The organism is Streptomyces sp. NPDC001709 (assembly GCF_053596375.1).
In genome coordinates this window covers 1-22060 of sequence record NZ_JBSFGB010000033.1, presented here as the reverse complement: position 1 = coordinate 22060, position 22060 = coordinate 1, and the positions used below count along the sequence as shown (strand labels likewise).

At 71.3% G+C, this 22060-nt stretch carries 21 protein-coding genes and 1 pseudogene; 13 read left to right on the top strand and 9 right to left on the bottom strand.

From position 1 onward, the window contains the following. Positions 1–188 precede the first annotated feature (188 nt). Entirely contained in the window at positions 189–1109 is a 921-nt protein-coding gene (locus ACWC0C_RS35930; RefSeq protein WP_450868452.1) for a DUF4184 family protein, read from the bottom strand. A gap of 314 nt (positions 1110–1423) precedes the next feature. Here ACWC0C_RS35930 and ACWC0C_RS35925 point away from each other — a divergent pair, with 314 nt between their 5' ends. The 3 genes from ACWC0C_RS35925 (at position 1424) to ACWC0C_RS35915 (ending at position 4501) form a co-directional block, all read left to right on the top strand. Further along, positions 1424–3184, top strand: coding sequence for a lytic transglycosylase domain-containing protein (locus ACWC0C_RS35925; protein ID WP_450868450.1), 1761 nt, complete (start codon positions 1424–1426; stop codon positions 3182–3184). Between the two features lie 161 nt (positions 3185–3345). Beyond that, the gene (locus tag ACWC0C_RS35920) at positions 3346–3480 is read left to right on the top strand and encodes an SPW_0924 family protein (RefSeq protein WP_449195968.1); all 135 of its coding nucleotides are present in this window, start codon (positions 3346–3348) and stop codon (positions 3478–3480) included. A gap of 28 nt (positions 3481–3508) precedes the next feature. After that, positions 3509–4501, top strand: coding sequence for a DUF3068 domain-containing protein (locus ACWC0C_RS35915; protein WP_450868448.1), 993 nt, complete (start codon positions 3509–3511; stop codon positions 4499–4501). Here the strand turns inward: ACWC0C_RS35915 and hrpB are convergent. Both hrpB and ACWC0C_RS35905 read right to left on the bottom strand, forming a co-directional pair. Next, the gene (gene hrpB / locus ACWC0C_RS35910; RefSeq protein ID WP_450868447.1) at positions 4491–7016 is read right to left on the bottom strand and encodes an ATP-dependent helicase HrpB; all 2526 of its coding nucleotides are present in this window, start codon (positions 7014–7016) and stop codon (positions 4491–4493) included. The two genes, ACWC0C_RS35915 and hrpB, sit on opposite strands and share 11 nt — an antisense overlap. Before the next feature lie 70 nt (positions 7017–7086). Further along, positions 7087–7923 (bottom strand): class I SAM-dependent methyltransferase, encoded by an 837-nt coding sequence (locus ACWC0C_RS35905; RefSeq protein WP_450868533.1) that lies wholly within the window; start codon positions 7921–7923, stop codon positions 7087–7089. 373 nt (positions 7924–8296) lie between these two features. Here ACWC0C_RS35905 and rpsA point away from each other — a divergent pair, with 373 nt between their 5' ends. Beyond that, positions 8297–9787, top strand: a complete 1491-nt coding sequence (gene rpsA, locus ACWC0C_RS35900; protein WP_023551529.1) for a 30S ribosomal protein S1 — start codon at positions 8297–8299, stop codon at positions 9785–9787. A gap of 111 nt (positions 9788–9898) precedes the next feature. On the opposite strand, the pseudogene ACWC0C_RS35895 reads toward rpsA, so the two are convergent. Then, positions 9899–10035 (bottom strand): annotated as a pseudogene (locus ACWC0C_RS35895) (right-handed parallel beta-helix repeat-containing protein); the annotation flags it as partial. A gap of 113 nt (positions 10036–10148) precedes the next feature. Here ACWC0C_RS35895 and ACWC0C_RS35890 point away from each other — a divergent pair. From ACWC0C_RS35890 to ACWC0C_RS35880, 3 genes are read left to right on the top strand one after another with little or no spacing between them, the layout of a single operon-like run. Further along, on the top strand, positions 10149–11087 hold the full coding sequence (locus ACWC0C_RS35890) for a PAC2 family protein (protein ID WP_449195965.1): 939 nt from the start codon (positions 10149–10151) through the stop codon (positions 11085–11087). Positions 11088–11132: 45 nt separating this feature from the next. Continuing rightward, positions 11133–11744 (top strand): dephospho-CoA kinase, encoded by a 612-nt coding sequence (gene coaE / locus ACWC0C_RS35885; protein WP_449195964.1) that lies wholly within the window; start codon positions 11133–11135, stop codon positions 11742–11744. Positions 11745–11794: 50 nt separating this feature from the next. After that, positions 11795–12175 (top strand): tetratricopeptide repeat protein, encoded by a 381-nt coding sequence (locus ACWC0C_RS35880; protein WP_449195963.1) that lies wholly within the window; start codon positions 11795–11797, stop codon positions 12173–12175. A gap of 64 nt (positions 12176–12239) precedes the next feature. On the opposite strand, the gene ACWC0C_RS35875 is transcribed toward ACWC0C_RS35880, so the two are convergent. Further along, on the bottom strand, positions 12240–12536 hold the full coding sequence (locus ACWC0C_RS35875; protein WP_450868445.1) for a DUF6343 family protein: 297 nt from the start codon (positions 12534–12536) through the stop codon (positions 12240–12242). A gap of 86 nt (positions 12537–12622) precedes the next feature. Here ACWC0C_RS35875 and ACWC0C_RS35870 point away from each other — a divergent pair, with 86 nt between their 5' ends. The 3 genes from ACWC0C_RS35870 (at position 12623) to ACWC0C_RS35860 (ending at position 14883) form a co-directional block, all read left to right on the top strand. Next, positions 12623–13558, top strand: a complete 936-nt coding sequence (locus tag ACWC0C_RS35870; protein ID WP_450868443.1) for an acyltransferase domain-containing protein — start codon at positions 12623–12625, stop codon at positions 13556–13558. Between the two features lie 97 nt (positions 13559–13655). Next, complete coding sequence (locus tag ACWC0C_RS35865) at positions 13656–14339, top strand: class I SAM-dependent methyltransferase (RefSeq protein ID WP_450868441.1); 684 nt, start codon at positions 13656–13658, stop codon at positions 14337–14339. A 103-nt stretch (positions 14340–14442) separates the two neighbouring features. After that, a complete protein-coding gene (locus tag ACWC0C_RS35860) occupies positions 14443–14883 on the top strand; it encodes a DoxX family protein (protein ID WP_449195959.1) in 441 nt (146 codons plus the stop codon). 414 nt (positions 14884–15297) lie between these two features. On the opposite strand, the gene ACWC0C_RS35855 is transcribed toward ACWC0C_RS35860, so the two are convergent. Continuing rightward, on the bottom strand, positions 15298–16080 hold the full coding sequence (locus ACWC0C_RS35855) for an RNA-binding S4 domain-containing protein (RefSeq protein ID WP_450868440.1): 783 nt from the start codon (positions 16078–16080) through the stop codon (positions 15298–15300). Between the two features lie 162 nt (positions 16081–16242). Here ACWC0C_RS35855 and ACWC0C_RS35850 point away from each other — a divergent pair, with 162 nt between their 5' ends. Continuing rightward, the gene (locus tag ACWC0C_RS35850) at positions 16243–16938 is read left to right on the top strand and encodes a uracil-DNA glycosylase (RefSeq protein ID WP_450868439.1); all 696 of its coding nucleotides are present in this window, start codon (positions 16243–16245) and stop codon (positions 16936–16938) included. 86 nt (positions 16939–17024) lie between these two features. On the opposite strand, the gene ACWC0C_RS35845 is transcribed toward ACWC0C_RS35850, so the two are convergent. Next, a complete protein-coding gene (locus tag ACWC0C_RS35845; protein ID WP_450868438.1) occupies positions 17025–17486 on the bottom strand; it encodes a GNAT family N-acetyltransferase in 462 nt (153 codons plus the stop codon). Then, positions 17483–17902 (bottom strand): RidA family protein, encoded by a 420-nt coding sequence (locus ACWC0C_RS35840; protein WP_450868437.1) that lies wholly within the window; start codon positions 17900–17902, stop codon positions 17483–17485. The genes ACWC0C_RS35845 and ACWC0C_RS35840 overlap by 4 nt, the downstream gene beginning before the upstream one ends. Before the next feature lie 472 nt (positions 17903–18374). On the opposite strand from ACWC0C_RS35840, the gene ACWC0C_RS35835 reads away from it, so the two are divergent. Both ACWC0C_RS35835 and ACWC0C_RS35830 read left to right on the top strand, forming a co-directional pair. After that, a complete protein-coding gene (locus ACWC0C_RS35835; protein ID WP_450868435.1) occupies positions 18375–19181 on the top strand; it encodes a nucleotidyltransferase domain-containing protein in 807 nt (268 codons plus the stop codon). 437 nt (positions 19182–19618) lie between these two features. Next, positions 19619–19756 (top strand): hypothetical protein, encoded by a 138-nt coding sequence (locus ACWC0C_RS35830; RefSeq protein ID WP_449195953.1) that lies wholly within the window; start codon positions 19619–19621, stop codon positions 19754–19756. A 44-nt stretch (positions 19757–19800) separates the two neighbouring features. Here ACWC0C_RS35830 and ACWC0C_RS35825 read toward each other — a convergent pair whose 3' ends face one another. Then, positions 19801–21867 (bottom strand): DUF2075 domain-containing protein, encoded by a 2067-nt coding sequence (locus tag ACWC0C_RS35825; RefSeq protein WP_450868433.1) that lies wholly within the window; start codon positions 21865–21867, stop codon positions 19801–19803. Positions 21868–22060 lie beyond the last annotated feature (193 nt).

The following is a 22060-nucleotide window of genomic DNA, read 5'->3' as shown; positions in this document are numbered from 1 at the left end:
CCTCGCCGTGACCGTCCGCAAGGCCGCCACGGACCTCCGGCACAGACTCACGGGCCTGACCGGCCACGTGGCCCTCGCCCCGGACTGGCGCCAGTGGGCCGACCTCGCCCGCGGCTACCTCGCCCTCGCGCTCACCGTGATCCCGAGACCGCGCCCCAGGCGCACCCTCACGGTCTTCGTCGCGTCCCTCACCGAGCGTCCGGCCGCCCCCGGCCCGCACCGACCACCCCACCGGGATCACCGGGATCACCGGGACCATCAGGATCACCGTGATCACCCGGACCTGGACCCCCTGGACCGCCCGGAACCCGGCCCGGACGCCACCCCCTGACCGCGGCGGCGTACAGCACCAGCCCCAGGGCCAGCCCGGCGCCCACACCGAAGCACAAGGTGGGCAGCAGATCCCACAGCCGCCTCGGCGCGCCCAGGACAGCCCACGACCGCGCCACCCGCTGCACCGCCCCGGCCGCCGCACAACCGCCGATCACCGCGCCGGCCCACCACCGGTCCCGCACGGACAGCGCGGGCACCCCCACCGGCTCCCCGCCCGGCGCCCGCCGCAGCGCACGCGCGGCGAACAGCGCGACCACGAGGGCTCCCGCCACGGACGAGCCGTACTGCAGCCACGAGAAGAGCGGCAGGCCCGCGAGACGGTCCCGCTCGATGGCCGGAATCAGCCGCGTGCCCCACCGCCCGTCATGCGTGAACGCGTCCCACACCACATGGGTCAGCCCACCCAGCACGGCGGAGACGTACCACCACATCACCGTGACAGCCCGTACACGCGCGCGTGGCGCAGCGCAGCGCAGCAGCGGCGCCGGCCGCCCCTGCCAGGCCCGGGGCAGCAGCGCGAGCAGCGGTTCGCGGACGAGCAGCCACAGCCCCACCAGCGCCCACGAGATGAGCACGTCGACCGTGAAGACGCCGGCGAACGAGTGCGTCACCGCACCGAATTCCATGCCGCCCGGCAGGACATTCGCTGCGTAGAAGGTCATATCGGGCGCGAAGGATCCCGCGACGAGCACCACCGGCACCAGCGGGCCGCGGCCGCTCCCGTCCCGGCGGACCGCGGGCAGGACGGCCGCCGCATGGCTGAGCGTGAACGGCAACGGAACTCCCTGGAACGGTCGTCGGCCCTGGCGCCGAGCCGGTGACCACGTCCGTCCAGTATGCGGGACCGTCGTCCGGGTCCGTAGGTGGCAACGAGAGTTGGCCAATCGGTAAAAAACGGGCGTGAACGGGTCCCGGCACACCACAAGTTGCCGTAGGGTCACCTGCGGCGCTGTGCCGGGCACACGGCGAACACGCATCGCACAGACGGAAGGGCGCCACACAGGAACCGGAACACCGGGTCAACCGTCACACCAGGGCGAGGCAGACAGGCGGAGACGGACGCGGGGCGTCCACGGGAGGGGTTCACTCGATGGCGGCGCATTTCGGAAGGCGGCTGCGCAAGGGGGCGGCGACGACCGCCGTGGCCGCGGCAGCGGTCGCGGCCCTGTCCGCGTCCCAGGCTCCGGGAGTGACCGGCGAGGACCAGGGCAGACAGGCCAAGGCCGGCGCCTCCGCCCCCGTACCCGCGGCCTCCGACGGCAACGCCACCGGCAACTCGCCGTACTACACGGACCTGCCGCCGCTCAACAGCCCCAATCCCAGCCCCTCGCCGAGCGCCACCGGCACCCCCGTCGCCCAGGGCGACGCCGAGGCCGGCATCCCGGCGACGGTCCTCGACGCCTACAAGAAGGCCGAGGCCGAACTGCGTTCCGCCAAACCCGGCTGCAACCTGCCCTGGCAACTGCTGGCCGCCATCGGCAAGGTCGAGTCGGGCCAGGCCCGCGGCGGCGAGGTCGACGCGAGCGGCACGACGATCAGCCCGATCCTGGGCCCGGCGCTCGACGGCAACGGCTTCGCGCTCATCAAGGACACCGACCACGGCGCCTACGACGGCAACACCGAGTACGACCAGGCCGTCGGCCCCATGCAGTTCATCCCGTCGACCTGGGCCTGGGCCGGCCGCGACGGCAACGGCGACGGCAAGAAGGACCCCAACAACGTCTACGACGCCGCCCTCGCCGCGGGCCACTACCTGTGCCGCAACGGCTTGGACCTCTCGAACGAGGACGACCTGCACAGCGCGATCCTCGGCTACAACCACTCGCAGGACTACCTGAACACCGTCCTGTCCTGGCTGGAGTACTACCGCAAGGGCACCCACTCCGTGCCCGACGGCACCGGCGGCGTGCCCAGCCACCGCAGCGACGACGGCAACCGGCACCCCCACTCCCACTCCCACTCCCACTCCCCGAAGCCCTCCAGCCCGCCGAGGACCAAGCCCGAGCCGAAGGACCCGAAGCCGGACCCGAAGCCCAGCAAACCGGGCGGCGGGAACGAGAGCCCCACCCCGAAGCCACCGAAGCCACCGAAGCCGCCCGTCCCGCCGACGCCTCCGCAGACCCCCACCGACACGGTGGACCACCTCGAGGACGCGGACACCGCCAAGCTCACCGCTATGGCCGGCCACGCCTTCACCGAGCGGATCGGCACCCGCGCCGAGACCAAGGCCGACAAGTCCGTCGCCAAGGTCAGGATCCGGTTCACCATCTCCGGGGACACCGACGCCACCTTCACCGGCGGCGAGACCGTGGCCACGGTCGCCACCGACGCCCAGGGCGTCGCCCTCGCACCGGCGCTCCAGGCGGGCGAGAAGACCGGCGACTTCAAGGTCACCGCCACCGTCGTGGGCCGCTCGGTCAAGGGTGTCGACTACACCGCCACCGTCACCGCGCGCGCCGCGGACACCCTGACCCGCACCAGCGACACCCCGCTGACCTGCACCCCGGGCGGTGAATTCGCGGACCAGGTCGAGGTGAAGGCGACGTACAAGGGCGCCGTCGCGGACAAGGTCGCGGCCACGGCCACCCTGATCAAGTCCGACACCGACGCCACCGAGAACGACAAGGGCCCCTACTTCAAGGACGCCGACGGCAAGCCCGTACGCACGCTCACCAACCTCCAGACGGACGCCAAGGGCCTGCTGACCCTGCCGAAGCTGTACGCGGACGACACCACCGGCACCTTCCTGCTGCGCATCACCACCACCGGCGGCGCGACGCTCACCGTCGAGCTGAAGGTCGCCGCCGACGACTCCTCGGCGAGCCCGTCCCCGAGCCCGTCCGCCTCCTGACGCCACACGCACCGGCAGGGCGCCCTCTCCGCACCGGCGGGGAGGGCGCCCTCGTTCGTCCGTGCACCGCTGTTCTCATCTCACCCGCCCGTTGCTACGGTGCCGAACCTGACGGTCCATCAGGAATCTGTGAGGACACGACCGCCCGCCGGGAGGCCCGTATGCGCGCCCTGATCGCCGCCGCGACCGGTCTCGCCCTCGCGTTCGCCCTGGTCCTGGCGATGACCGCCATGGGTACGCCGTCGGGCCGGACGTCCCCCGAACCGCTGCTGACGACGGTGCCCTCGCACCCGTAGCCGAGCCCGTCCGGGAGGGAGGCCCGCAATGCGCCGCAAGGCAAGCCTGGTCCTGCTCGCCTGCGCCGTCTTCTGCGCGGCGCTGTCCCCGCTCATGCGCTGGTACGCCTTCCCGCGCCTGGCCAGGATCCCCGCGAACCAATACCAGGACATGGTCCTGGAGGCCCGGGGCGCCACCCTCCTCGACTACGGCACGATGCGCGCCAAGAAAGTCTCGAAGGTCACCATCGTGCAGACCCTCAAGGGCGATGTGGAGGCCGCGAAGAAGATCGAGAAGACGGCAGGCCGGCCCGTCGTGGTCTGGGACAGCCTCTCCTACGTCCAGGGACCCGACGGCAAGATGGTCTCCAAGGTCCCCGAGCGCTACATCTTCGACGCCCACAGCCAGGACCCCGTGCACGCCACCGGCGAGATGGTCGACGGTGACCCCGTCACCCGCGAGGGCATCGAGTTCAAGTGGCCCTTCCTGACCCAGAAACGCGACTACGAGTACTTCGACGCACAGACCCGCACCACCAGCCCCATCCACTACAAGGGCACCCGGACCTTCCGCGGCCTGAAGGTCTACTACTTCGAACAGACCGTCCCCTGGACCAAGGTCCCCATGCCGAAGACCATGCCCGTCCAGGGCATCACGCCGGAATCGGTCGCCAAGACGGGCACGACCCGCTGGTACAGCACGGTCCGCAGGTTCTGGGTCGAACCGGTCACCGGCGCGCCCGTCTACGGCGAGGAACTCCACCAGGAGGAGCTGCGCGGCGGCACCCTGCTGGGCGGCCGGGACAGGGTCACGGCGTTCGCCGGGGACGTGAAGATGCGCGAGGACTACATCGAGCACACGGTCGCCCTGGTCAAGCACAACCGCACCCTGGTCCTGATGCTCACCTCGTACGTCCCCTGGGGCTCCCTGACCGCAGGCCTGCTGCTCCTCGCCCTCTCCCTCTACCTGGAGGCCCGCACCCGCCGCCCCCAGGACCCGGCGCCCACGGAACCGGCCGACCCCGAACCGGTCAGCGCCTGAGCCGCGCGTTGGTGTGCCGGGTGGGCTCCGCGGCCGCCGGGTCCTCGGGCCACGGATGCTTCGGATACCGCCCGCGCAGGTCCGCCCGTACGCCCTTGTAGCCGTCCCTCCAGAAGGAGGCGAGGTCGGCGGTGACGGCGGCGGGCCGCCCGGCGGGGGAGAGCAGATGCACGAGCAAGGGCACCCCCGCCACCGCCGGAGTCTCCCGCAGCCCGAACATCTCCTGCAGTTTCACCGCGAGCACCGGCCGCTCCGGATCCCGATAGTCGATCCGGATTCTGGACCCACTCGGTACGGCGATCCGCTCGGGTGCCAGCTCGTCCAGCCGGCCGGCCTCCCCGCTCGCCCACGGCAGCAACCGCGCGAGCGCCTGCCCGGCGTCGATCCGCGAGAGATCCGCCCGCCGCCGGGTCCGTCCCAGCTCCGGCTCCAGCCAGTCGTCCACGCGCGCGTACAGCGCGTCGTCGGACACGTCCGGCCAGGCCTCGCCCAGGCGGGCGTGCAAGAACGCGAGCCGCTGCCGCAGCACCTCCGCCTCCGGCGACCAGCGCAGCACCCCGAGCCCTTCCTGCCGCAGCCCGTCGAGCAGAGCCCCGCGTACGAGCTGTGGATCGGCGTCCTTCAGGGGCCGTACGGCCAGCTCGATGGCACCGAGCCGCTCGACACGCCGGGCCACGACGTCGCCATCGGCCCAGTGGACCTCGTCCCGCTCGTCGAACAGGGTCCCGGCGGCCGCCCGGGCCACGTCCTCGGTCACGGCGGCCCCGAGCAGCACGCGCGCGTGGCCCGTACCGGAGGGCCGATCGGCGACGGCCACGACGATCCAGGGCGACCCACGCAGCCCCGACCCTTCCCGGAGCTCGGCCCGGGTCCCGGACGCCATCAGATACGACCCACCGTCGAGCCTGGCGACCCGCTCGGGAAAGGCGAGCGCGGCAACAAGCGCAGCGAGCGTGTCATCAGCGGTGCCTGGGCCGACCTGGACGGCGCCTTCTGTCCGACGGTCACGGGTCGGCGGGTGGGAGAACTCCCTCGGGACGGCCCGCAGCCGCCGTACTTCCGCAGCCCACCGCCCCCCATATGCGTCCCCACCACGCCGCGCACGACGCAACGCACCGGCGAGATCATCCCCGTAGTCCCGCGGTACCTCTTCAGAGAGCAGGGCGACAACCTCCGCTCCCTCACCACCGGTGTCCAACAACGCCCGCCCCAGCCGAGGGTGCACCCCCAGCCGAGCCAACCGCACACCGACCGGCGTGGCCCGACCGACGGAGTCCACCGCCCCCACCGCCGCCAACGCGGAGCGCGCCGCCACCATCGCCCCACCCGGGGGAGGGTCGAGCAACGCAAGCCCGGAGGCGTCCGGATCGCCCCAGCAGGCCGCCTGCAAGGCAAACGCGGTCAGGTCGGCCACCTTGATCTCCGGCGCCGGAAACGCCGGCAGACGCCCGTCCTCGGCCTCCGCCCAGCACCGGTACACCGCCCCGGGCGCCTCTCGCCCGGCCCGCCCCGCCCGCTGCCGCCCGGCCGCCCGCGACGCCCGTACCGTCGTCAGCCCGCTCAGCCCGCGCGCGTGGTCCACCCGCGGCTCCCTCGCGAGCCCCGAGTCCACCACCACCCGGACCCCGGGCACCGTCAGCGACGACTCCGCCACCGAGGTCGCCAGCACCACCCGGCGCCGCACCCCGGGCGACAGCACCGCGTCCTGCACGGCGGCCGGCGCCCGCCCGTGCACCTGGAGCACGTCGACCTCACCGAGTCCGCCGAGCTGCCCCGCCACGCGCGCGATCTCGCCCACACCGGGCAGGAAGCACAGAACGTCACCGTCCCGCTCGGCCAGCGCGCGCCGCACCACCGACGCCACATGGGCCAGCAGCGCCGGATCGACGCGCATTCCGTGCGGCGGTCGTACCGGTCGCACCGGAGGCGCCCACACCACCTCCACCGGGTGCGCGGCACCCGCCGCCTCGACCACCGGCGCCCCGCCCAGCAGCCGCGCCCAGCCCTCGGCGTCCGTGGTCGCCGACGCGGCCACCAACCGCAGCTCCGGCCGCAGGGCCTGCCGTACGTCCCACAGGAACGCGGCCGCCGTGTCGGCGTCCAGATGCCGCTCATGGCACTCGTCCAGGACGACGACGTCGGCGCCCGGCAGCTCCTGGTCCCGCTGCAGCCGCTGCAGCAGCACGCCGGTCGTCACGACCTCCACGCGCGTGTGCCGCCCCACGGCCCGCTCGCCGCGCACCGTGAAGCCCACGCTCTCGCCGGGCTTCTCACCCAGCAGCCACGCCATCCGCCGGGCCGCCGCCCGCGCCGCGATCCGGCGTGGCTCGGCCACCACGACCCGCCGTGCGGGCCCGCCGCCGACCAGACCCGCCAGCACGAGCGGCACCAGCGTCGTCTTGCCGGTGCCGGGCGGCGCCACGAGCACGGCGGTGCCGGCACCCTCCAGGGCCTCGGTCAGAGCGGGCAGGGCGGAGCGCACGGGCAGCGCGTCCAGGGCGTCGTAACGGATCACGCCGACCAGTGTCGTACGTTCGCGGAAGTGCCGGGCGAGCCTGTGGACAACTCGGCTACGCGCGCGTGCCTCAGTCGCGCTCGCACACGAAGATGGCCGTCCCCGGGATCAGGTTGCCCCGCAGCGGGGACCAGCCGCCCCACTCCGAGGTGTTCCAGGACGGCCACTCCGGCTCCACCAGGTCCACCAGGCGGAAACCGGACGCCACGATGTCCCGGACGCGGTCGCCCAGCGTCCTGTGGTGCTCGACGTAGACCGCGCGGCCCTCCTCGTCCTGCTCCACGTACGGCGTACGGTCGAAGTAGGAGGACGACACCGACAGGCCCTCGGGGCCCGGCTCGTCCGGGAACGCCCAGCGGATCGGATGCGTCACCGAGAAGACGAACCGGCCGCCCGGCCGCAGCACCCGGCGCACCTCGCGCAGGACCAGCCGGGGGTCGGCGACGAACGGCAGCGCGCCGTACGCCGAGCAGGCCAGGTCGAAGGAGCCGTCCGCGAAGGGCAGCGCACCGGCGTCCGCGCAGACCAGCGGAAACGATCCACCGATCCGCAGGGCGTGCTGGAGCTGGCGGTGCGAGAGGTCCAGGGCCACCGGGCGGGCGCCCTGGGCGGCCAGCCAGCGCGCGCACTGCGCCGCGCCCGCGCCGATCTCCAGGACGTCCTTGCCCTTCAGCTCCTCCGGCGGGCCGAGCAGCTCGGCCTCCACCTCGTCCAGTCCCTCCGGGCCCCACACGAAGCGGTCGTCGCCGAGGAACGTGCCGTGGTCGATCTGGTACTCGTCCGCGTTGCGGTCCCACCAGCCCCGATTGGCCCGTGCGCTCTCCGCGACCCCGGCGTCACGTCGCGTGGCCTCCGGCTCGTGCGCCTCGGGTCCTTCCGGCTCATACGCTTCCGGCTCTTGGATGATCGGCTCCCTCGTCGTACTCTTCCGTCCAACCCGTCAGGGGTCCCTCACGGAAGCGGTCCCGCAGGCCTGCCTGGCCTCAAAGGACTTTTCTTCTGCCGGATATGGGGCGATCCGCCCCGGGTGTGCGCCTTCGCGCATTGACCCTGTCCGGCTGCCCCCGTATGCTACAAGTTGCGCTGCGGGCCTGCGCACCTCAGACGTAGCAGGCTGCGCTCGCATCTGTTGTATGTCCCCTCGGTTGTCGAGGCGCCACCGGGCACCCGGTGTCCATAAGGTGGCGCTTCCTTGGCTGTCCGGCTTCTGCAGAGCGAAACGGGCTCCCGGCGTAAGCAGTACCTACGACTTCAATGTCCGTACCGGAGCCCTTTCCCACATGACGAGCAGCACCGAGACCACCGCCACCACCCCGCAGGTAGCGGTCAACGACATCGGTAACGAGGAAGCCTTCCTCGCAGCGATCGACGAGACGATCAAGTACTTCAACGACGGCGACATCGTCGACGGCGTCATCGTGAAGGTCGACCGGGACGAGGTCCTGCTCGACATCGGTTACAAGACCGAAGGTGTCATCCCGAGCCGCGAGCTCTCGATCAAGCACGACGTCGACCCGAACGAGGTCGTCGCCGTCGGCGACGAGATCGAGGCCCTGGTCCTCCAGAAGGAGGACAAGGAAGGCCGCCTGATCCTCTCGAAGAAGCGCGCCCAGTACGAGCGTGCCTGGGGCACCATCGAGAAGATCAAGGAAGAGGACGGCATCGTCACCGGTACCGTCATCGAGGTCGTCAAGGGTGGTCTCATCCTCGACATCGGCCTCCGTGGCTTCCTTCCGGCCTCCCTGGTCGAGATGCGCCGCGTCCGCGACCTTCAGCCGTACGTCGGCAAGGAGCTCGAGGCGAAGATCATCGAGCTGGACAAGAACCGCAACAACGTGGTCCTGTCCCGCCGCGCCTGGCTCGAGCAGACCCAGTCCGAGGTCCGCCAGACGTTCCTCACGACCCTCCAGAAGGGTCAGGTCCGTTCCGGTGTCGTCTCCTCGATCGTCAACTTCGGTGCCTTCGTGGACCTGGGTGGCGTCGACGGTCTGGTCCACGTTTCCGAGCTGTCCTGGAAGCACATCGACCACCCGTCCGAGGTCGTCGAGGTCGGCCAGGAGGTCACCGTCGAGGTTCTCGACGTCGACATGGACCGCGAGCGCGTCTCCCTGTCGCTGAAGGCGACCCAGGAAGACCCGTGGCAGCAGTTCGCCCGCACCCACCAGATCGGCCAGGTCGTGCCCGGTAAGGTCACGAAGCTGGTGCCGTTCGGTGCGTTCGTCCGCGTGGACGAGGGCATCGAGGGTCTGGTCCACATCTCCGAGCTGGCCGAGCGCCACGTGGAGATCCCGGAGCAGGTCGTCCAGGTCAACGACGAGATCTTCGTCAAGGTCATCGACATCGACCTCGAGCGTCGTCGCATCAGCCTCTCGCTGAAGCAGGCCAACGAGTCCTTCGGTGCCGACCCGGCCTCGGTCGAGTTCGACCCGACCCTGTACGGCATGGCCGCGTCCTACGACGACCAGGGCAACTACATCTACCCCGAGGGCTTCGACCCGGAGACCAACGACTGGCTGCCGGGCTACGAGAAGCAGCGCGAGGAGTGGGAGCGCCAGTACGCCGAGGCGCAGGCCCGCTTCGAGCAGCACCAGCAGCAGGTCATCAAGTCCCGCGAGGCCGACGCGGCTGCTGCCGCCGAGGGTGGCGAGGCTGCGGCTCCGGCCGCGACCGGTGGTTCGTACTCCTCCGAGGGCGCGGACACCTCCGGTGCGCTGGCCTCGGACGAGGCGCTGGCCGCGCTGCGCGAGAAGCTCGCCGGTGGCCAGAGCTGAACGCTGCCGCTGAGGCTTAGCCGATAGCTGGCTGAGGGGCCGTACCTTTCGAGGTGCGGCCCCTCAGGCATTTCGCGCGACGTCGACCGCCGGCTGGGTGGGACCGGCCGCCCCGTCGTCTCCGGTGTCGTAGATCTTCGGATGCCTGATCACGCCGTCCGTGCTGGAGTTGCGGAAGTGCACGCCCTCCATGGCGAGGCCGTGCCGACGCCGTCGGCGATCACTCCCTTGGCCGTGTCGATCACGATGCTGACGAGGCGTCAAGGCGCCTCGCACGAGAGCCCTGATCAGTGGCCGGTTTCGGGAATGCCCCCGGTTCAGGGCGCGTTGTTCATGACGAACACGAGGAGGAGCGGTCACAGTGCTTGATCCGCAGGGTTTGTACGCATGGGAGCCGAAGGGCCTCGCCGTTGTCGACATGGCGCTCGCCCAGGAGTCGGCCGGCCTTGTCATGCTCTACCACTTCGACGGATACATCGACGCGGGCGAGACCGGAGACCAGATCGTCGACCGGCTGCTCGACTCCCTGCCCCATCAGCTCGTCGCCCGGTTCGACCACGACCGGCTCGTGGACTACCGGGCCCGTCGGCCCCTGCTGACCTTCAAGCGGGACCGCTGGACCGACTACGAGGTCCCGGCCATCGAGGTCCGTCTCGTCCAGGACACCACGGGCGCCCCCTTCCTCCTGCTGTCCGGGCCCGAACCGGACGTGGAGTGGGAGCGGTTCGCGGCGGCCATACAGCAGATCGTGGAGCGGCTCGGCGTCCGCCTGTCCGTGAACTTCCACGGCATCCCCATGGGCGTCCCGCACACCCGCCCGGTGGGCCTCACCCCGCACGGCAACCGCACCGACCTGGTCCCGGGCCACCGCAGCCCCTTCGAGGAGGCGCAGGTGCCGGGCAGTGCCGAGTCCCTGGTGGAGTACCGCCTGATGGAGGCCGGGCACGACGTCCTGGGCGTGGCGGCGCACGTCCCGCACTACATCGCCCGCTCGGCGTACCCGGACGCCGCCCTGACCGTCCTGGAGGCCATCACCGCCGCCACCGGACTGGTCCTTCCTGGAGTCGCGCATTCGCTGCGCACGGACGCGCACCGCACACAGACGGAGATCGACCGGCAGATCCAGGAGGGCGACGAGGAGCTCACCGCGCTCGTCCAGGGCCTTGAGCACCAGTACGACGCCGCCGCGGGCGCCGAGACCCGCGGCAACATGCTCGCCGAGCCGGTCGAGATCCCGTCGGCGGACGAGATCGGGCGCGAGTTCGAGCGGTTCCTGGCGGAGCGCGAGGGCGACAACTGAGCTCCGCCGGTCCGGTTGTCAGTGGCAGCGCCTAAGCTGGCGCTCATGCTGAAAGTGGGCCTGACCGGTGGGATCGGCGCCGGCAAGAGCGAGGTGTCGCGGCTGCTCGTGGAGCGCGGGGCGGTGCTGATCGACGCGGACCGCATCGCGCGTGAGGTCGTGGCGCCCGGCACTCCCGGCCTCGCCGCCGTGGTCGAGGCCTTCGGCGAGGACGTCCTCACCGAGGACGGCAGCCTGGACCGGCCCCGACTCGGCGCGATCGTCTTCGCCGACCCCGAGAAGCTCGCCGTCCTCAACGCGATCGTGCACCCCCTGGTGGGCGCCCGCTCCCGTGAGCTGGAGGAGGCCGCGGCCGACGACGCCGTCGTGATCCACGACGTCCCCCTGCTCACGGAGAACGGCCTGGCGCCGCTCTACGACCTCGTGATCGTCGTGGACGCGAGCCCCGAGACCCAGCTCGACCGGCTGGTCCGGCTGCGCGGGATGACCGACGAGGACGCACGCGCGCGTATGGCCGCGCAGGCCACCCGCGAACAGCGCCGCGAGATCGCGGACATCGTGATCGACAACGACATACCCCTGGACGCGCTGCACAAGCGCGTCGCCGAGGTGTGGGAGGACCTCGTACGGCGGGCTCGCGAGGGTTCCGCGGAATAGCGGCCCCCTCCGCGGGCGTTGAAACGCTGAAGTGAGGGAAGGACTCTGCCGTGCCCGAGACCAGCGGTTCCACCGGACGTAGTCCGGAAACGCATGTCATCGACTTCCGCGCAGCCGAGCATCTGCTCAACTCGCGGGATCCGCGGGGCGCGGTGAAGCTGCTCGACGGAGTCATCGCCGCCCACCCGGAGAACACCGCGGCCCGGCTGCTCCGCGCGCGTGCGTTCTTCGCCGCGGCGCAACTGCGGCCCGCCGAGCTGGAGTTCACCATCGTGCTGGAGCGCGAGCCGGACAACGCGTTCGCGCACTTCGCACTGGCCCGCACCTACGAACGCCAGGGCCGTCCCGACCAGGCCAAACGTCATTTCCGGCTCGCGGCCGCGCTGGACCCCAACCCGCAGTACCTGAAGGCGGCACGCTTCGACGACTGAGCCGACCACCGAGCCGGCTGAGCGCCGTGAACGACTGAGCGCCGCTCACCCGCGTGTGTCGTCCTCATGGATGCCGATGCCTCGGTGGCCCCGGGAACGGCGGTCCGTTCTCCGGCGGCGGGTACGGCGGTACGTCACGGCCCGGCTGGTAGTGCGGACCCTGCCGGATGTGCCTGAGCACCATGGTCATGTCCACGGTGACCACCAGCCACAGCACCCCGCAGGCCGCCGCCCAGCCGGGGCGCCCGGCGAGCGCGAACGCCGCCGTGCCGAAGACCGCCCAGACCAGTCCCCACACGCACAGCCAGAACCGCGCCCGCAGAGCACTGCGCGCGGTCGCCGGTTCACTGCCCGTACGCATCGGACCACCACTCCTCCTCGCAACGTACTCTTCACCGACGACGTTCACCAACGGCGCTCGTCCGCCGCTCGTCGAAGGGGGACCCCTTGCTGCCGGACGCCGACGACCTGCCCGAACTGCTCCTCGACCTGGCCGTGCCGCACGAGGACATCAATGAACTGGTGGCCCGGCGGCGCCTGCTGACCGGCGACCCGGGAGCGCTGAGACTCCTGGAAGAGAGCGTCGAGGAGCTGTTCCGCGACCCGGAGGACACCGGCCGCACGCCCGACCTGGCCGAGCTCTTCGCCGCGGCGCCGACCGAGCTGACCGGCACCTTCGCCGTGTACGTCTTCGTCGCCGCGCTCCCGCGCACCCTCGCCCGGCACCGGGACCGCGGCATCCCGGCCGAGATCTCCCGGCGCACCCTGGCCGACCTGGGCCGCCAGATGGCGGTGCACCGCAGACGGCACGGCACGACCGGCGTGCACTCGCGGCGCTGGCTCGTCCGTCACTTCCGGGGCGAGCTGTTCCAGCTGGGTCGGCTGCAGTACGAGCGCGCGCGGCTCGGGCAGCGCACGGCACCCGTGATCGCGGCGGCCGGACTGGACGCGGTCGCGGGCACACCCTGCCTGAACCTGCACATACCCGATTTCCACGGCCCGCTGACCCCGTCCGCCTGCGACCGCTCCCTGGCGTGGGCCCGCGAGTTCTTCGCCGTGCACTTCCCCGAGGAGCGGCCGGTGGCGGCGCTGTGCCACTCCTGGCTGCTCGACCCGCAGTTGAAGCGCTACCTGCCCGCCGACTCCAACATCGTCCGCTTCCAGGAGCGGTTCCGCACCGCCCGCGAGGACACCGAGCCGTCCGACACCGACCCCGTCCAGTTCGTCTTCGGCGACCCCGAGCTGCCGGTCGCGGAACTGCCGCGCCGCACAGCCGTGGAACGGGCCGTGGGGGACCATCTGCGGGCGGGCGGCCACTGGTTCATCGGGCGCGGCTGGTTCCCGTTCCGGACCGAACCAACTCCCCCCGCCCCACAGCCGTGATCGCCGCGGGCCCCGCGAAGTAACTCGAACGGGTGAACCGGTGTCGAACGGGAACGGGCGTGCGGAGGCGGGCCGTTGTTCGGACATGACGGTCGAAATGCGTGAGGGATACGAGGGCACGGGACCCGGTGCGATCACCCCGGACGGCTGCGCGGTCGAGCTGTACGCACGGCTGCCGGTGGGCGCCGAGCCAGACGTCATCGCGGGGGCGGTACCGGCCGGGGCACACATCCTGGAGCTGGGCAGCGGAGTGGGCCGCGTGACCCACCCCCTGCTCCAGCGCGGTTTCACGGTCACGGCGGTGGACGAGTCCGCCGACATGCTGAGCCGGGTCCGCGGGGCGCGCACGATATGCAGCCCCATCGAGGAGCTGGACCTGGGCGGCGAGAAGTTCGACGTGGTGATACTCGCCTCGTTTCTTGTGCACGCCGGTGACGAGGAGGTCCGCAGGGGCATGCTGCGCACCTGCGCCGGCCATGTCGCGGACGGAGGCTGTGTGCTCATCCAGCGGGAGGGCGCGGACTACCACAGGAACGTCCCGAGGGAACGCGTCGACCCGAGCGGCTTCACCGTGCGGATCGCCTTGGTGGAGCCCGCCGGAGACGGGGTGAATTCGGTCCGCGCGGAGTATGTGTTCCCGGACGCGGTCTGGACCCAGACATTCCTGGCCCGGCCCCTGACGAAGGAGCAGTTCGAGTCGGCACTGGAGGAAGCGGGGCTGGAGGTGGACGCGTATCTGACACCGGACGGGACATGGGTGCGGGCGATACCGAAGGCATAGCGGGCACTCAGTCACACCGGACGGCCGAAGAGCGATGAGTTTCCGGATCGTGCCGGGTCTACCCAGGTGAAAGCAACGGGCACCGCTTCCCCAGGAGACCCTCATGTCCGAGACCACCACTCCCGTCGTCCCCACCGCTCCCGTCGCCTCCGCCGGCGGCCGGAGGCGCGCGGCCCGGATCGCGCTGCGGACCGTGCAGGTGCTGCTCGCGCTGTTCTACGGCATCGCAAGCGCACTGCCCAAGCTCATCGCGCACCCTTCGGCCGTCGAGTCCTTCGACAAGATCGGCTGGGGTACCGGGGCCATGTACACCATCGGCGCGCTCGAACTCGCCGGAGCCGTCGCGCTGTTGATCCCTGTGCTGCAGTCCGTGGCGGCGATCGCCCTCAGTGCGCTCATGGTGGGCGCGTTCATCGTCCAGCTCACGGTCTTCGACGGCCAGTACGCCGCGACCCCGCTGATCCTGATCGTGCCGCTCGCCCTGATCGCCTGGGCCCGGCGCGGGCACAACGCGGAGCTGCTGCGGCTGGTACGGCGGCGGTGACCCTGACGAGCGACACCGACACCGCCGACCGGGCGCGGGAGTCCGGTCGGCGGTATCGGCGGGCGCTTGTGGGGTGAGCCTTCCGGTCACGGCCCGCGGCGACGCTTGTCGGCCGGGCGGACCGGGACTCATGTGGGCCGGGTGTGGCGGTCCGGTTGCCGGCGTTGGTGGGTGCCTGTGGGTATCGCGTTCGGGTCATGGTCCGTCGGGGTGCCCTCCGCTCCCGCTGGCCCTGGATCCATGTCGGCCGGGTGTGGCGGTCCGATTGACGGCGTTGGTGGGTGCCTGTGGGGTAAGGCTTCGGGGCACGGTCCCTCGGGGTGCCCTCCGCTCCCGCCGGACCCGGGTCCATGTCGGCTGGGTGTGAGGTCCGGTCGACGGGGTTGGTGGGTGCCTGTGGGGTACGCCTTCGGGTCACCGTCCCTGGGAACGCCCCCCGCTCCCGCCGGACTCGGATCCACCGCGCCTGCCGGTTCCGCGGCGCCCGCCGGAGCCGCGCCCACCGGAACCCTGGCGGCCGCTCGACCCGGACCCGCGCGGGCCACTGGATCCACCGGGCCCATCGAGTCCGGCGAAGCCGTCGGGGGCTGCGGCGGCGCCGAAGGCCCCGAAGCCGCCGGGGCCGTCGAGGCTCCGGAGGCGTTCCAGTTCGCGGCGGTCACGCTTGGTGGGGCGGCCGGTGCCTCGGTCGCGGAGGCCGGCCGGGGCGACGGCCTCGCGGGGCGGGGGTGGAGGGGAGTTGTCGATGTAGCACTGGGCGGCGACGGGCGCGCCGACCCGCTTGCGGATCAGGCGCTTGACGATCACGATCCGTTCCCGGCCCTCGTGCCGCAGGCGCACCTCGTCGCCGACGCGCACGGAGTAGGCGGGCTTCACCCGGTCGCCGTTCACATGGACATGGCCGCCCCGGCAGGCGGTGGCGCCGAGGGAACGCGTCTTGATCAGACGCACGGCCCAGATCCAGCTGTCGATCCGGACCGTCTCACCCTTGGCCGGCCCCGCGGCCTCGGCGGCGGCCACCGCGGCGGCGATCTTCGGATCGGCGGGCTGGTCGGCGGAGGCGTCGGAGCCCTTGGTGACCTGGGCGTCCGGGGCGATCTGGGCATCCTGCGTGTCGGGGCTGGTCGCGTCGGGGCCGGTCCCGCCCGGTCCGCCGGTCCCACGGTTCACGTTCTCGTCCGCATCCTCGGAAGCCATGTCCCGACCTTAACGCCCTCGGCCGGGCGAGCCGGAGGCGTTTTTCGGGGGCGCCGTCCGCCCCTGCGGTGGCAACGGCCGTCTTGCGGGTGTGGCGGGCAACCGCGTTCATGGCGCCGGGTGCCGCGTTCACCTGAGCTCCTGCAGGCATACGGTGGCCGTATGGACGACAGCAGCCCCCTCGCCCGGCTCGACGGGCGCGTCGCGGACTGCCGGGCCTGCCCCCGGCTGGTCGCGTGGCGCGAGGAGGTGGCTCGTACAAAGCGGGCCGCGTTCGCCGACTGGACCTACTGGGGGCGCCCGGTACCCGGCTTCGGTCCTGCCGACGCCCGACTCGTGATCATCGGGCTCGCTCCCGCCGCGCACGGCGGCAACCGCACCGGCCGGATGTTCACCGGCGACCGCTCCGGAGACGTGCTCTACCAGGCGCTGTACGACGTGGGGCTCGCCTCGCAGCCCACCTCCGTCAGTGCCGACGACGGGCTGGAGCTGTACGGCGTCCGCGTCACCGCGCCGGTGCACTGCGCACCGCCCGCCAACAAGCCGACCCCCGGCGAGCGCGACACCTGCCGCCCCTGGCTGGTCCAGGAGCTGAGGCTGCTGCGCCCGACGCTGAAGGCCGCGGTCGTGCTCGGTGCCTTCGGCTGGCAGGCCGCGCTGCCCGCGTTCACCGAGGCGGGCTGGACCGTGCCCCGGCCCCGCCCGGCCTTCGCCCACGGCACCCGGGTCGCACTCGACGGCCTGGACCTCTTCGGCTGCTTCCACGTCAGCCAGCGCAACACCTTCACCGGCCGGCTCACCTCGGAGATGCTGCGCGAGGTGCTGCGCACGGCGGCGGAAGCGGCCGGGCTGCCGTAACCGCCTGACCACCAGCCGGGCGGGCAGCTACGCGAAGCCGCTGCCCAAGGGGAGGAGGTGGGGGCGGCCATCTCGCTGAGCCGTGATCACTGCTGTGGCCGCCAGACGTACCGCACGTCCGGCTCCCGCTCCTCGTTGCCGCTGCCGGCGGTGAACTCCACGGCCGTGAAGCCGTGGCGCTCGTAGAAGCGGTGGGCGGGCTTGTTGACCTGGAAGGTCCACAGGGTCAGCCCGCCCGGGCTGCGCTCCTTGGCCAGTGCCACGAACCGGTCGCCGATGCCGCGCCCCCGCCACTCGGGGTCCAGATACAGCTGGGACAGCAACTCCCCGTTCAGCACCATCAGTCCGACGACACCGCCGCCGGCGGCCTCCGCCACCCAGGTCTCCCGCAACGGCACGACGACATCCCGGATGTACTCCCGCACCTCGTCGTCGGTGTGCGGCCGCACGACGCCGGGCAGGGCCGTGTCGAAGGACCGCAGATACACATCGGCGGCGGCACGGGCGTCCGCCGCCCCGGCGCGGCGCAGCACGACCGCGTCCGTCACCGGTCCTCCTCCTGCCGCTCCGGCACCACGGCCGTGGCCGTGATCTCCACCAGCTGTCCGGTGTAGCCGAGGCAGGCCACGCCGAGCAGCGTGGACGAGTGCGGCCCCGCACTCAGCCCGGAGGCCTCCACGACATCCCACACCGCGGACAGCACCGAGGGCTCACCGCTCACGACGTACACGTCCGTGACGACCACATGCGCCAAGTCGCTCCCCACGGCCCGCAGTTGTTCCTCCAGGTTGGTGATCACCTGCTCGGCCTGCCGTACCGGGTCACCCGGGCCGACGATCTCCCCCTTCTCGTCGAGGGGCACGGACCCCGCGAGGAAGGCCAGCTTCGTCCCGGCCTCGACGACGGAGGCGTGGGAATAGCGGGGCGGCGGGAAGAGGGCTGGAACGGTCACGCGCTGGATCATGCGGGCTACTCCTACGGCGGCAGGGGACAACCTCCTGATGATCGGTCTGGCACGGCCCTGCCCGCATCCGAATTCTCAGGGCGCCCCCGCTGCCGGGACACCGACGGCGCAGATGTCGGCGTACGTGCTCTCCACCCGTCGGCCCTCCTCGCGCGCCACGCGTTCGAGCACCCCGGTCTTGCTGGCCGGCCCCTCCGGCTCCCCGATGCCGCAGGAGTGCCCGACACGTCGCCCGCAGGGCGGGAGCGGGCCTCAGGCGGCAGTCGTAAACCACCTGGCACCCCGGGCTCGCCGCGTACGAGGCCCGCCGCCCCGCCGACGTCGCGCCGCTCGACCACGAACCCGCCTGGCCGCAGGCGGGCGGATATGCGGGCCGATCTCGCGGCGCTGCGCGAGCCGTTGCGGCGCATCGCGGAGAGACTCGCGGAAATCTCGGGAGCGGACTTCGGGATGGCTGCGGCAGGCTGAGGGCATGCCCCAGTCTTCCGAAGCCGGCTTCCTCGCCCGCACCGCCGACCGCCTCGCCGCCCTCCCCACCGTCCGGGCGGTCGCCCTCGGCGGCTCCCGGGCCCAGGGCACCCACCGCCCCGACAGCGACTGGGACCTGGCGATCTACTACCGCGGCGCCTTCGACCCGGACGACCTGCGCGCCGTCGGCTGGGAAGGGGAGGTGTCCGGCATCGGCGACTGGGGCGGCGGGGTGTTCAACGGCGGCGCCTGGCTGACCGTCGAGGGCCGCCGGGTCGACGTCCACTACCGGGACCTGGACGTGGTCGAGCACGAGCTGGCGGAGGCGGAGGAGGGCCGCTTCCGGGTGGAGCCCCTGCTCTTCCACCTGGCCGGCATCCCCACCTACCTGCTGGTGGCCGAACTCGCCGTCAACCAGGTCCTGCACGGCGAGCTGCCCCGCCCGGCGCGGTACCCGGCCAAGCTGCGCCTCGCCGCCGCCGGCCACTGGCACGCCACGGCCCGCGCCACCCTCGCCTATGCGAAGGCCAACCACGCCGCCCACGGCCGCCTCACGGAGACCGCCGGTGCCATCGCCACGGCCGCCGCCCAGGCCGCGCACGGCGTACTCGCGGCACGCGGAGAGTGGGTGACGAACGAGAAGCGGCTGCTGGAACGGGCCGGGCTGCGTTCGGTCGACGCCATCCTCATGGAGGCGAGCGGTACCGACACCGACTCGTTGACGACCGCGATCACCAGGACCGAATCCCTCGTCGATACGGCGCATGCCACCGCGTCCCCGCCCGCTCACCAGACTGCCCGCGAGACCTGACGCGACCGAGGGCGAGGCCAACGACCGTGGAACCACAGCGGGAGGACGACCCGGCGGAGATCGGCGAGTACACGCTGCGTGCCCGGATCGGTGCCGGGGGATGGGCCAGGTATATCTCGGTCGTTCCTCACCGGTGCATGCCGCCCGAGCACGTCGAAGCGGCCTGTGGACCAGAAGTGATCGGGGTCGAGGCCCATCTGGCACCGCCGAAGCGAACCGGACGAACGGCAAGTCACACCGTGAGCACCTGAGCTGAGTTACGGTTGACTCGCGCCGCCTCACTTCTTCGGAAGGTGTGGTCGGGACTGAAGAGGCTCGGCAGTGGAACGCATCCCTCGTGGACGCCACTTCGGTGGTGTGGACCGCCCGGTAGGGCAGGACCGCTTCTACCGCCTCAGCGGGGGGCTACCTCGCGGCCTCTGCAGAAGGGCTGTTGCATGAGCATCGCCTCCGACAAGAACGCACAGATGCAGCGCGCGTGGTACCGCGAGCTCGCGCTCCGCATCGCCGCTGGCCTTGTGGCCAAGGCGTTGTGGAGCGTCGTGCAGACGGCAGCACGGGTCTGCGGCTTGTAGCCGCAGGGTGGTGGGGTCCTCGGACCCCACCACTGAACCAGCCGTCAGCCCAGGGAGTCGAAGCTCAACTGCAAATCCTGCGAGTCGGCCTTCGGGCGCTTCCTTCTCCTGCGCCTGCGCTTGGGGACCGGCGGAAGCCGCACACCGCGCGCCTCGGGCGGCAGGCTGTGCCACGTGGGGCGCAGACCCGCGTCCTCAACCGGACCGACCATTTGCTTGAGATACGCCTGCGTCTCGGCGTCTGTCGAATACAGCACCGTGGCCCGGCTGGCCCGAGTCAGCAGTACGTGGTAGGCGTTGCGTACACATTCGTCGAAGCGTTTGTTGCTCCTGGACCGGATGCTCTCGTCGGCCGAGCCCGGCGTCCGCACCCGCCACACACCGCGCTCCTTGTCGCGAGTGAGTGTCGCGCGTCGGTACTCCCAGTGGTCTTGTCGCCAGACCATGTCGTCACCCATGATCACGCCGCACCAGTCCCACTCCAACCCCTGTGCGGTGTAGACACACCCGATCTGCTCCACGCCCTCGCGCCGTACGCCCCAGAGCTTGGCGGGAGGCTCGTCGTGCGCGCCGGGCCTGTCCCCTTTGACGTTCCACGGCCTGTGCCAGTCCCCGATGCGCACGTCCGGCTCCAACGTCCTGTCCTCTCGGAGCGGCGTCCAGGGCCAGCAGAAACCACCAACCATGCGGGCGCTCGCTCCTGCCTCGTGCTCCTCCAGGATGATCCGCTCCAGCTCCTCCGGGCTGTCCGCCACCTCTACGTGCATGAGCCCGTCGGGTATCCAGACGTCCGGTTCGCGGTCGGAGATACCAAGGAGATCGTGGACCCAGTCCCGGTAACGGTCGCTGCCTCCGCAGCGGAACTGTTTGTGGAGCTCGTACATTCTGGGGGTGATGTGACGGGTCTCCGCGGCATCCCTGATCAGTCCTGCGGTCCCGACCTCGTTCGGGCGTACGACCTGGCTTCCGTCCAGCAGGAAGACGGTCACGCGGGCGGCGTCCAGAAGGTCGTCCACCTGTGGCTGCTTCCCCCACTGCTCCTCCGGCAGGTAACGGGACGTCGAGCGCTCACGCAGGCGGTGTGCCTCGTCACAGATGAGCAGATCCAGCGGCGGCTGCGGTGGGGTTATGAAGCTGCTGAAGAACGCGAACCTGTCCTGGAACTCCCCGTCCCCGTAGCCGACGTGGTTCCTCATCGCGGCATCGAACGCGCGGGAGCCGCTGGCGTACTTGACCTTTCGCCCCGCGGCCGAGAAGTGCTCCAGCAATTCCAGGCCGATCGCGCTCTTGCCGCTCCCGGCCCCGCCTTCCACGATGAAGACGGCACCCTGCTCGTCCCCGGAGAGGCGCTCGACGGCCATACGGATATCCCGGAAGACCCGACGCTGCTCGCCTCGCAGTGTGAACACGGTGTCTTCGCCTCGCGACGACATCATGGCGGCCAGCAGTGGCGTGTTCCGGATCGCCAGCCGCTGCAGGACCCTCTCCGCCGCAGAGGCGCTCCCGTTCTCCGCAAAGCGTTCCCGCAGGTCGTCGAGGAGATCGGCGCGTGTGTCGGCTGTGACGGTCAACGCATGCGGTCCCGTCGAGGCGTGAGCGGAGAACAAAGGGGCCACATCGGAATCGCGCGCATTGTGCAGGTAGGAGAGACCCGCGTACTCGATTTGCATGCCTTTCAGCGGGCCCTCGTCGCCGGTGAAGAAGTCATACGTGGCCTTGAGCTGATCGCTGGGACGCGACTTGGGGGACGACAAACCGGGCACAACTACCCTTTCGGGTTTCTCGGCGCTGCGCGAGACCGAGCTCCATCGTTTGAGTTCCACAAGCAGGACGGACTCCCGGTCCGTTTCCGGGTGCCGCCCCACCAGAACCACATCCACCGGTGCGTCAGCACCCTCAGGCTTGCATTCCACGAGCATGCGCACATCGCCACGCCCCGCAGATATCAGGTCGGTGGCGAGCTGGATGAGGCTTTCCTTCCAGGCTGCTTTCTCTCCTTCGCTGGCTTCCTTTTCATTGAAAGACAGCCAGCGCGCCGCCAGATGGGACAGCAGCAGGCGCCGCTGATCAAGTCTGAGAAGGTCCACCGCAGGAAGCTGCAGCAGGAGCACGAGGACATCCCCCAGGGCACGAGAAACTCGTGCGGGTGGGGGCATGTCCTGAGGGAAGCCCGTCGGGCCGCATCCAACAGCGATCACTCTACGGTGACTGAAGCGCTCCGGGGTCGGTGGAGGCTCTATGTGTTGGCTCCAGCCGCCGGTTGGGGCTGGTGTTGAGCGTAGTGGTTGGTCTCGTGTTCGTGGG

Coding starts and splice junctions, on each gene's coding strand:
- ACWC0C_RS35925 (WP_450868450.1), top strand. CDS start 1,424: ATGGCGGCGCATTTCGGAAGGCGGCTGCGCAAGGGGGCGGCGACGACC.
- ACWC0C_RS35920 (WP_449195968.1), top strand. CDS start 3,346: ATGCGCGCCCTGATCGCCGCCGCGACCGGTCTCGCCCTCGCGTTCGCC.
- ACWC0C_RS35915 (WP_450868448.1), top strand. CDS start 3,509: ATGCGCCGCAAGGCAAGCCTGGTCCTGCTCGCCTGCGCCGTCTTCTGC.
- rpsA (WP_023551529.1), top strand. CDS start 8,297: ATGACGAGCAGCACCGAGACCACCGCCACCACCCCGCAGGTAGCGGTC.
- coaE (WP_449195964.1), top strand. CDS start 11,133: ATGCTGAAAGTGGGCCTGACCGGTGGGATCGGCGCCGGCAAGAGCGAG.
- ACWC0C_RS35875 (WP_450868445.1), bottom strand. CDS start 12,536: ATGCGTACGGGCAGTGAACCGGCGACCGCGCGCAGTGCTCTGCGGGCG.
- ACWC0C_RS35865 (WP_450868441.1), top strand. CDS start 13,656: ATGCGTGAGGGATACGAGGGCACGGGACCCGGTGCGATCACCCCGGAC.
- ACWC0C_RS35860 (WP_449195959.1), top strand. CDS start 14,443: ATGTCCGAGACCACCACTCCCGTCGTCCCCACCGCTCCCGTCGCCTCC.
- ACWC0C_RS35855 (WP_450868440.1), bottom strand. CDS start 16,080: ATGGCTTCCGAGGATGCGGACGAGAACGTGAACCGTGGGACCGGCGGA.
- ACWC0C_RS35850 (WP_450868439.1), top strand. CDS start 16,243: ATGGACGACAGCAGCCCCCTCGCCCGGCTCGACGGGCGCGTCGCGGAC.
- ACWC0C_RS35840 (WP_450868437.1), bottom strand. CDS start 17,902: ATGATCCAGCGCGTGACCGTTCCAGCCCTCTTCCCGCCGCCCCGCTAT.
- ACWC0C_RS35835 (WP_450868435.1), top strand. CDS start 18,375: ATGCCCCAGTCTTCCGAAGCCGGCTTCCTCGCCCGCACCGCCGACCGC.
- ACWC0C_RS35830 (WP_449195953.1), top strand. CDS start 19,619: ATGAGCATCGCCTCCGACAAGAACGCACAGATGCAGCGCGCGTGGTAC.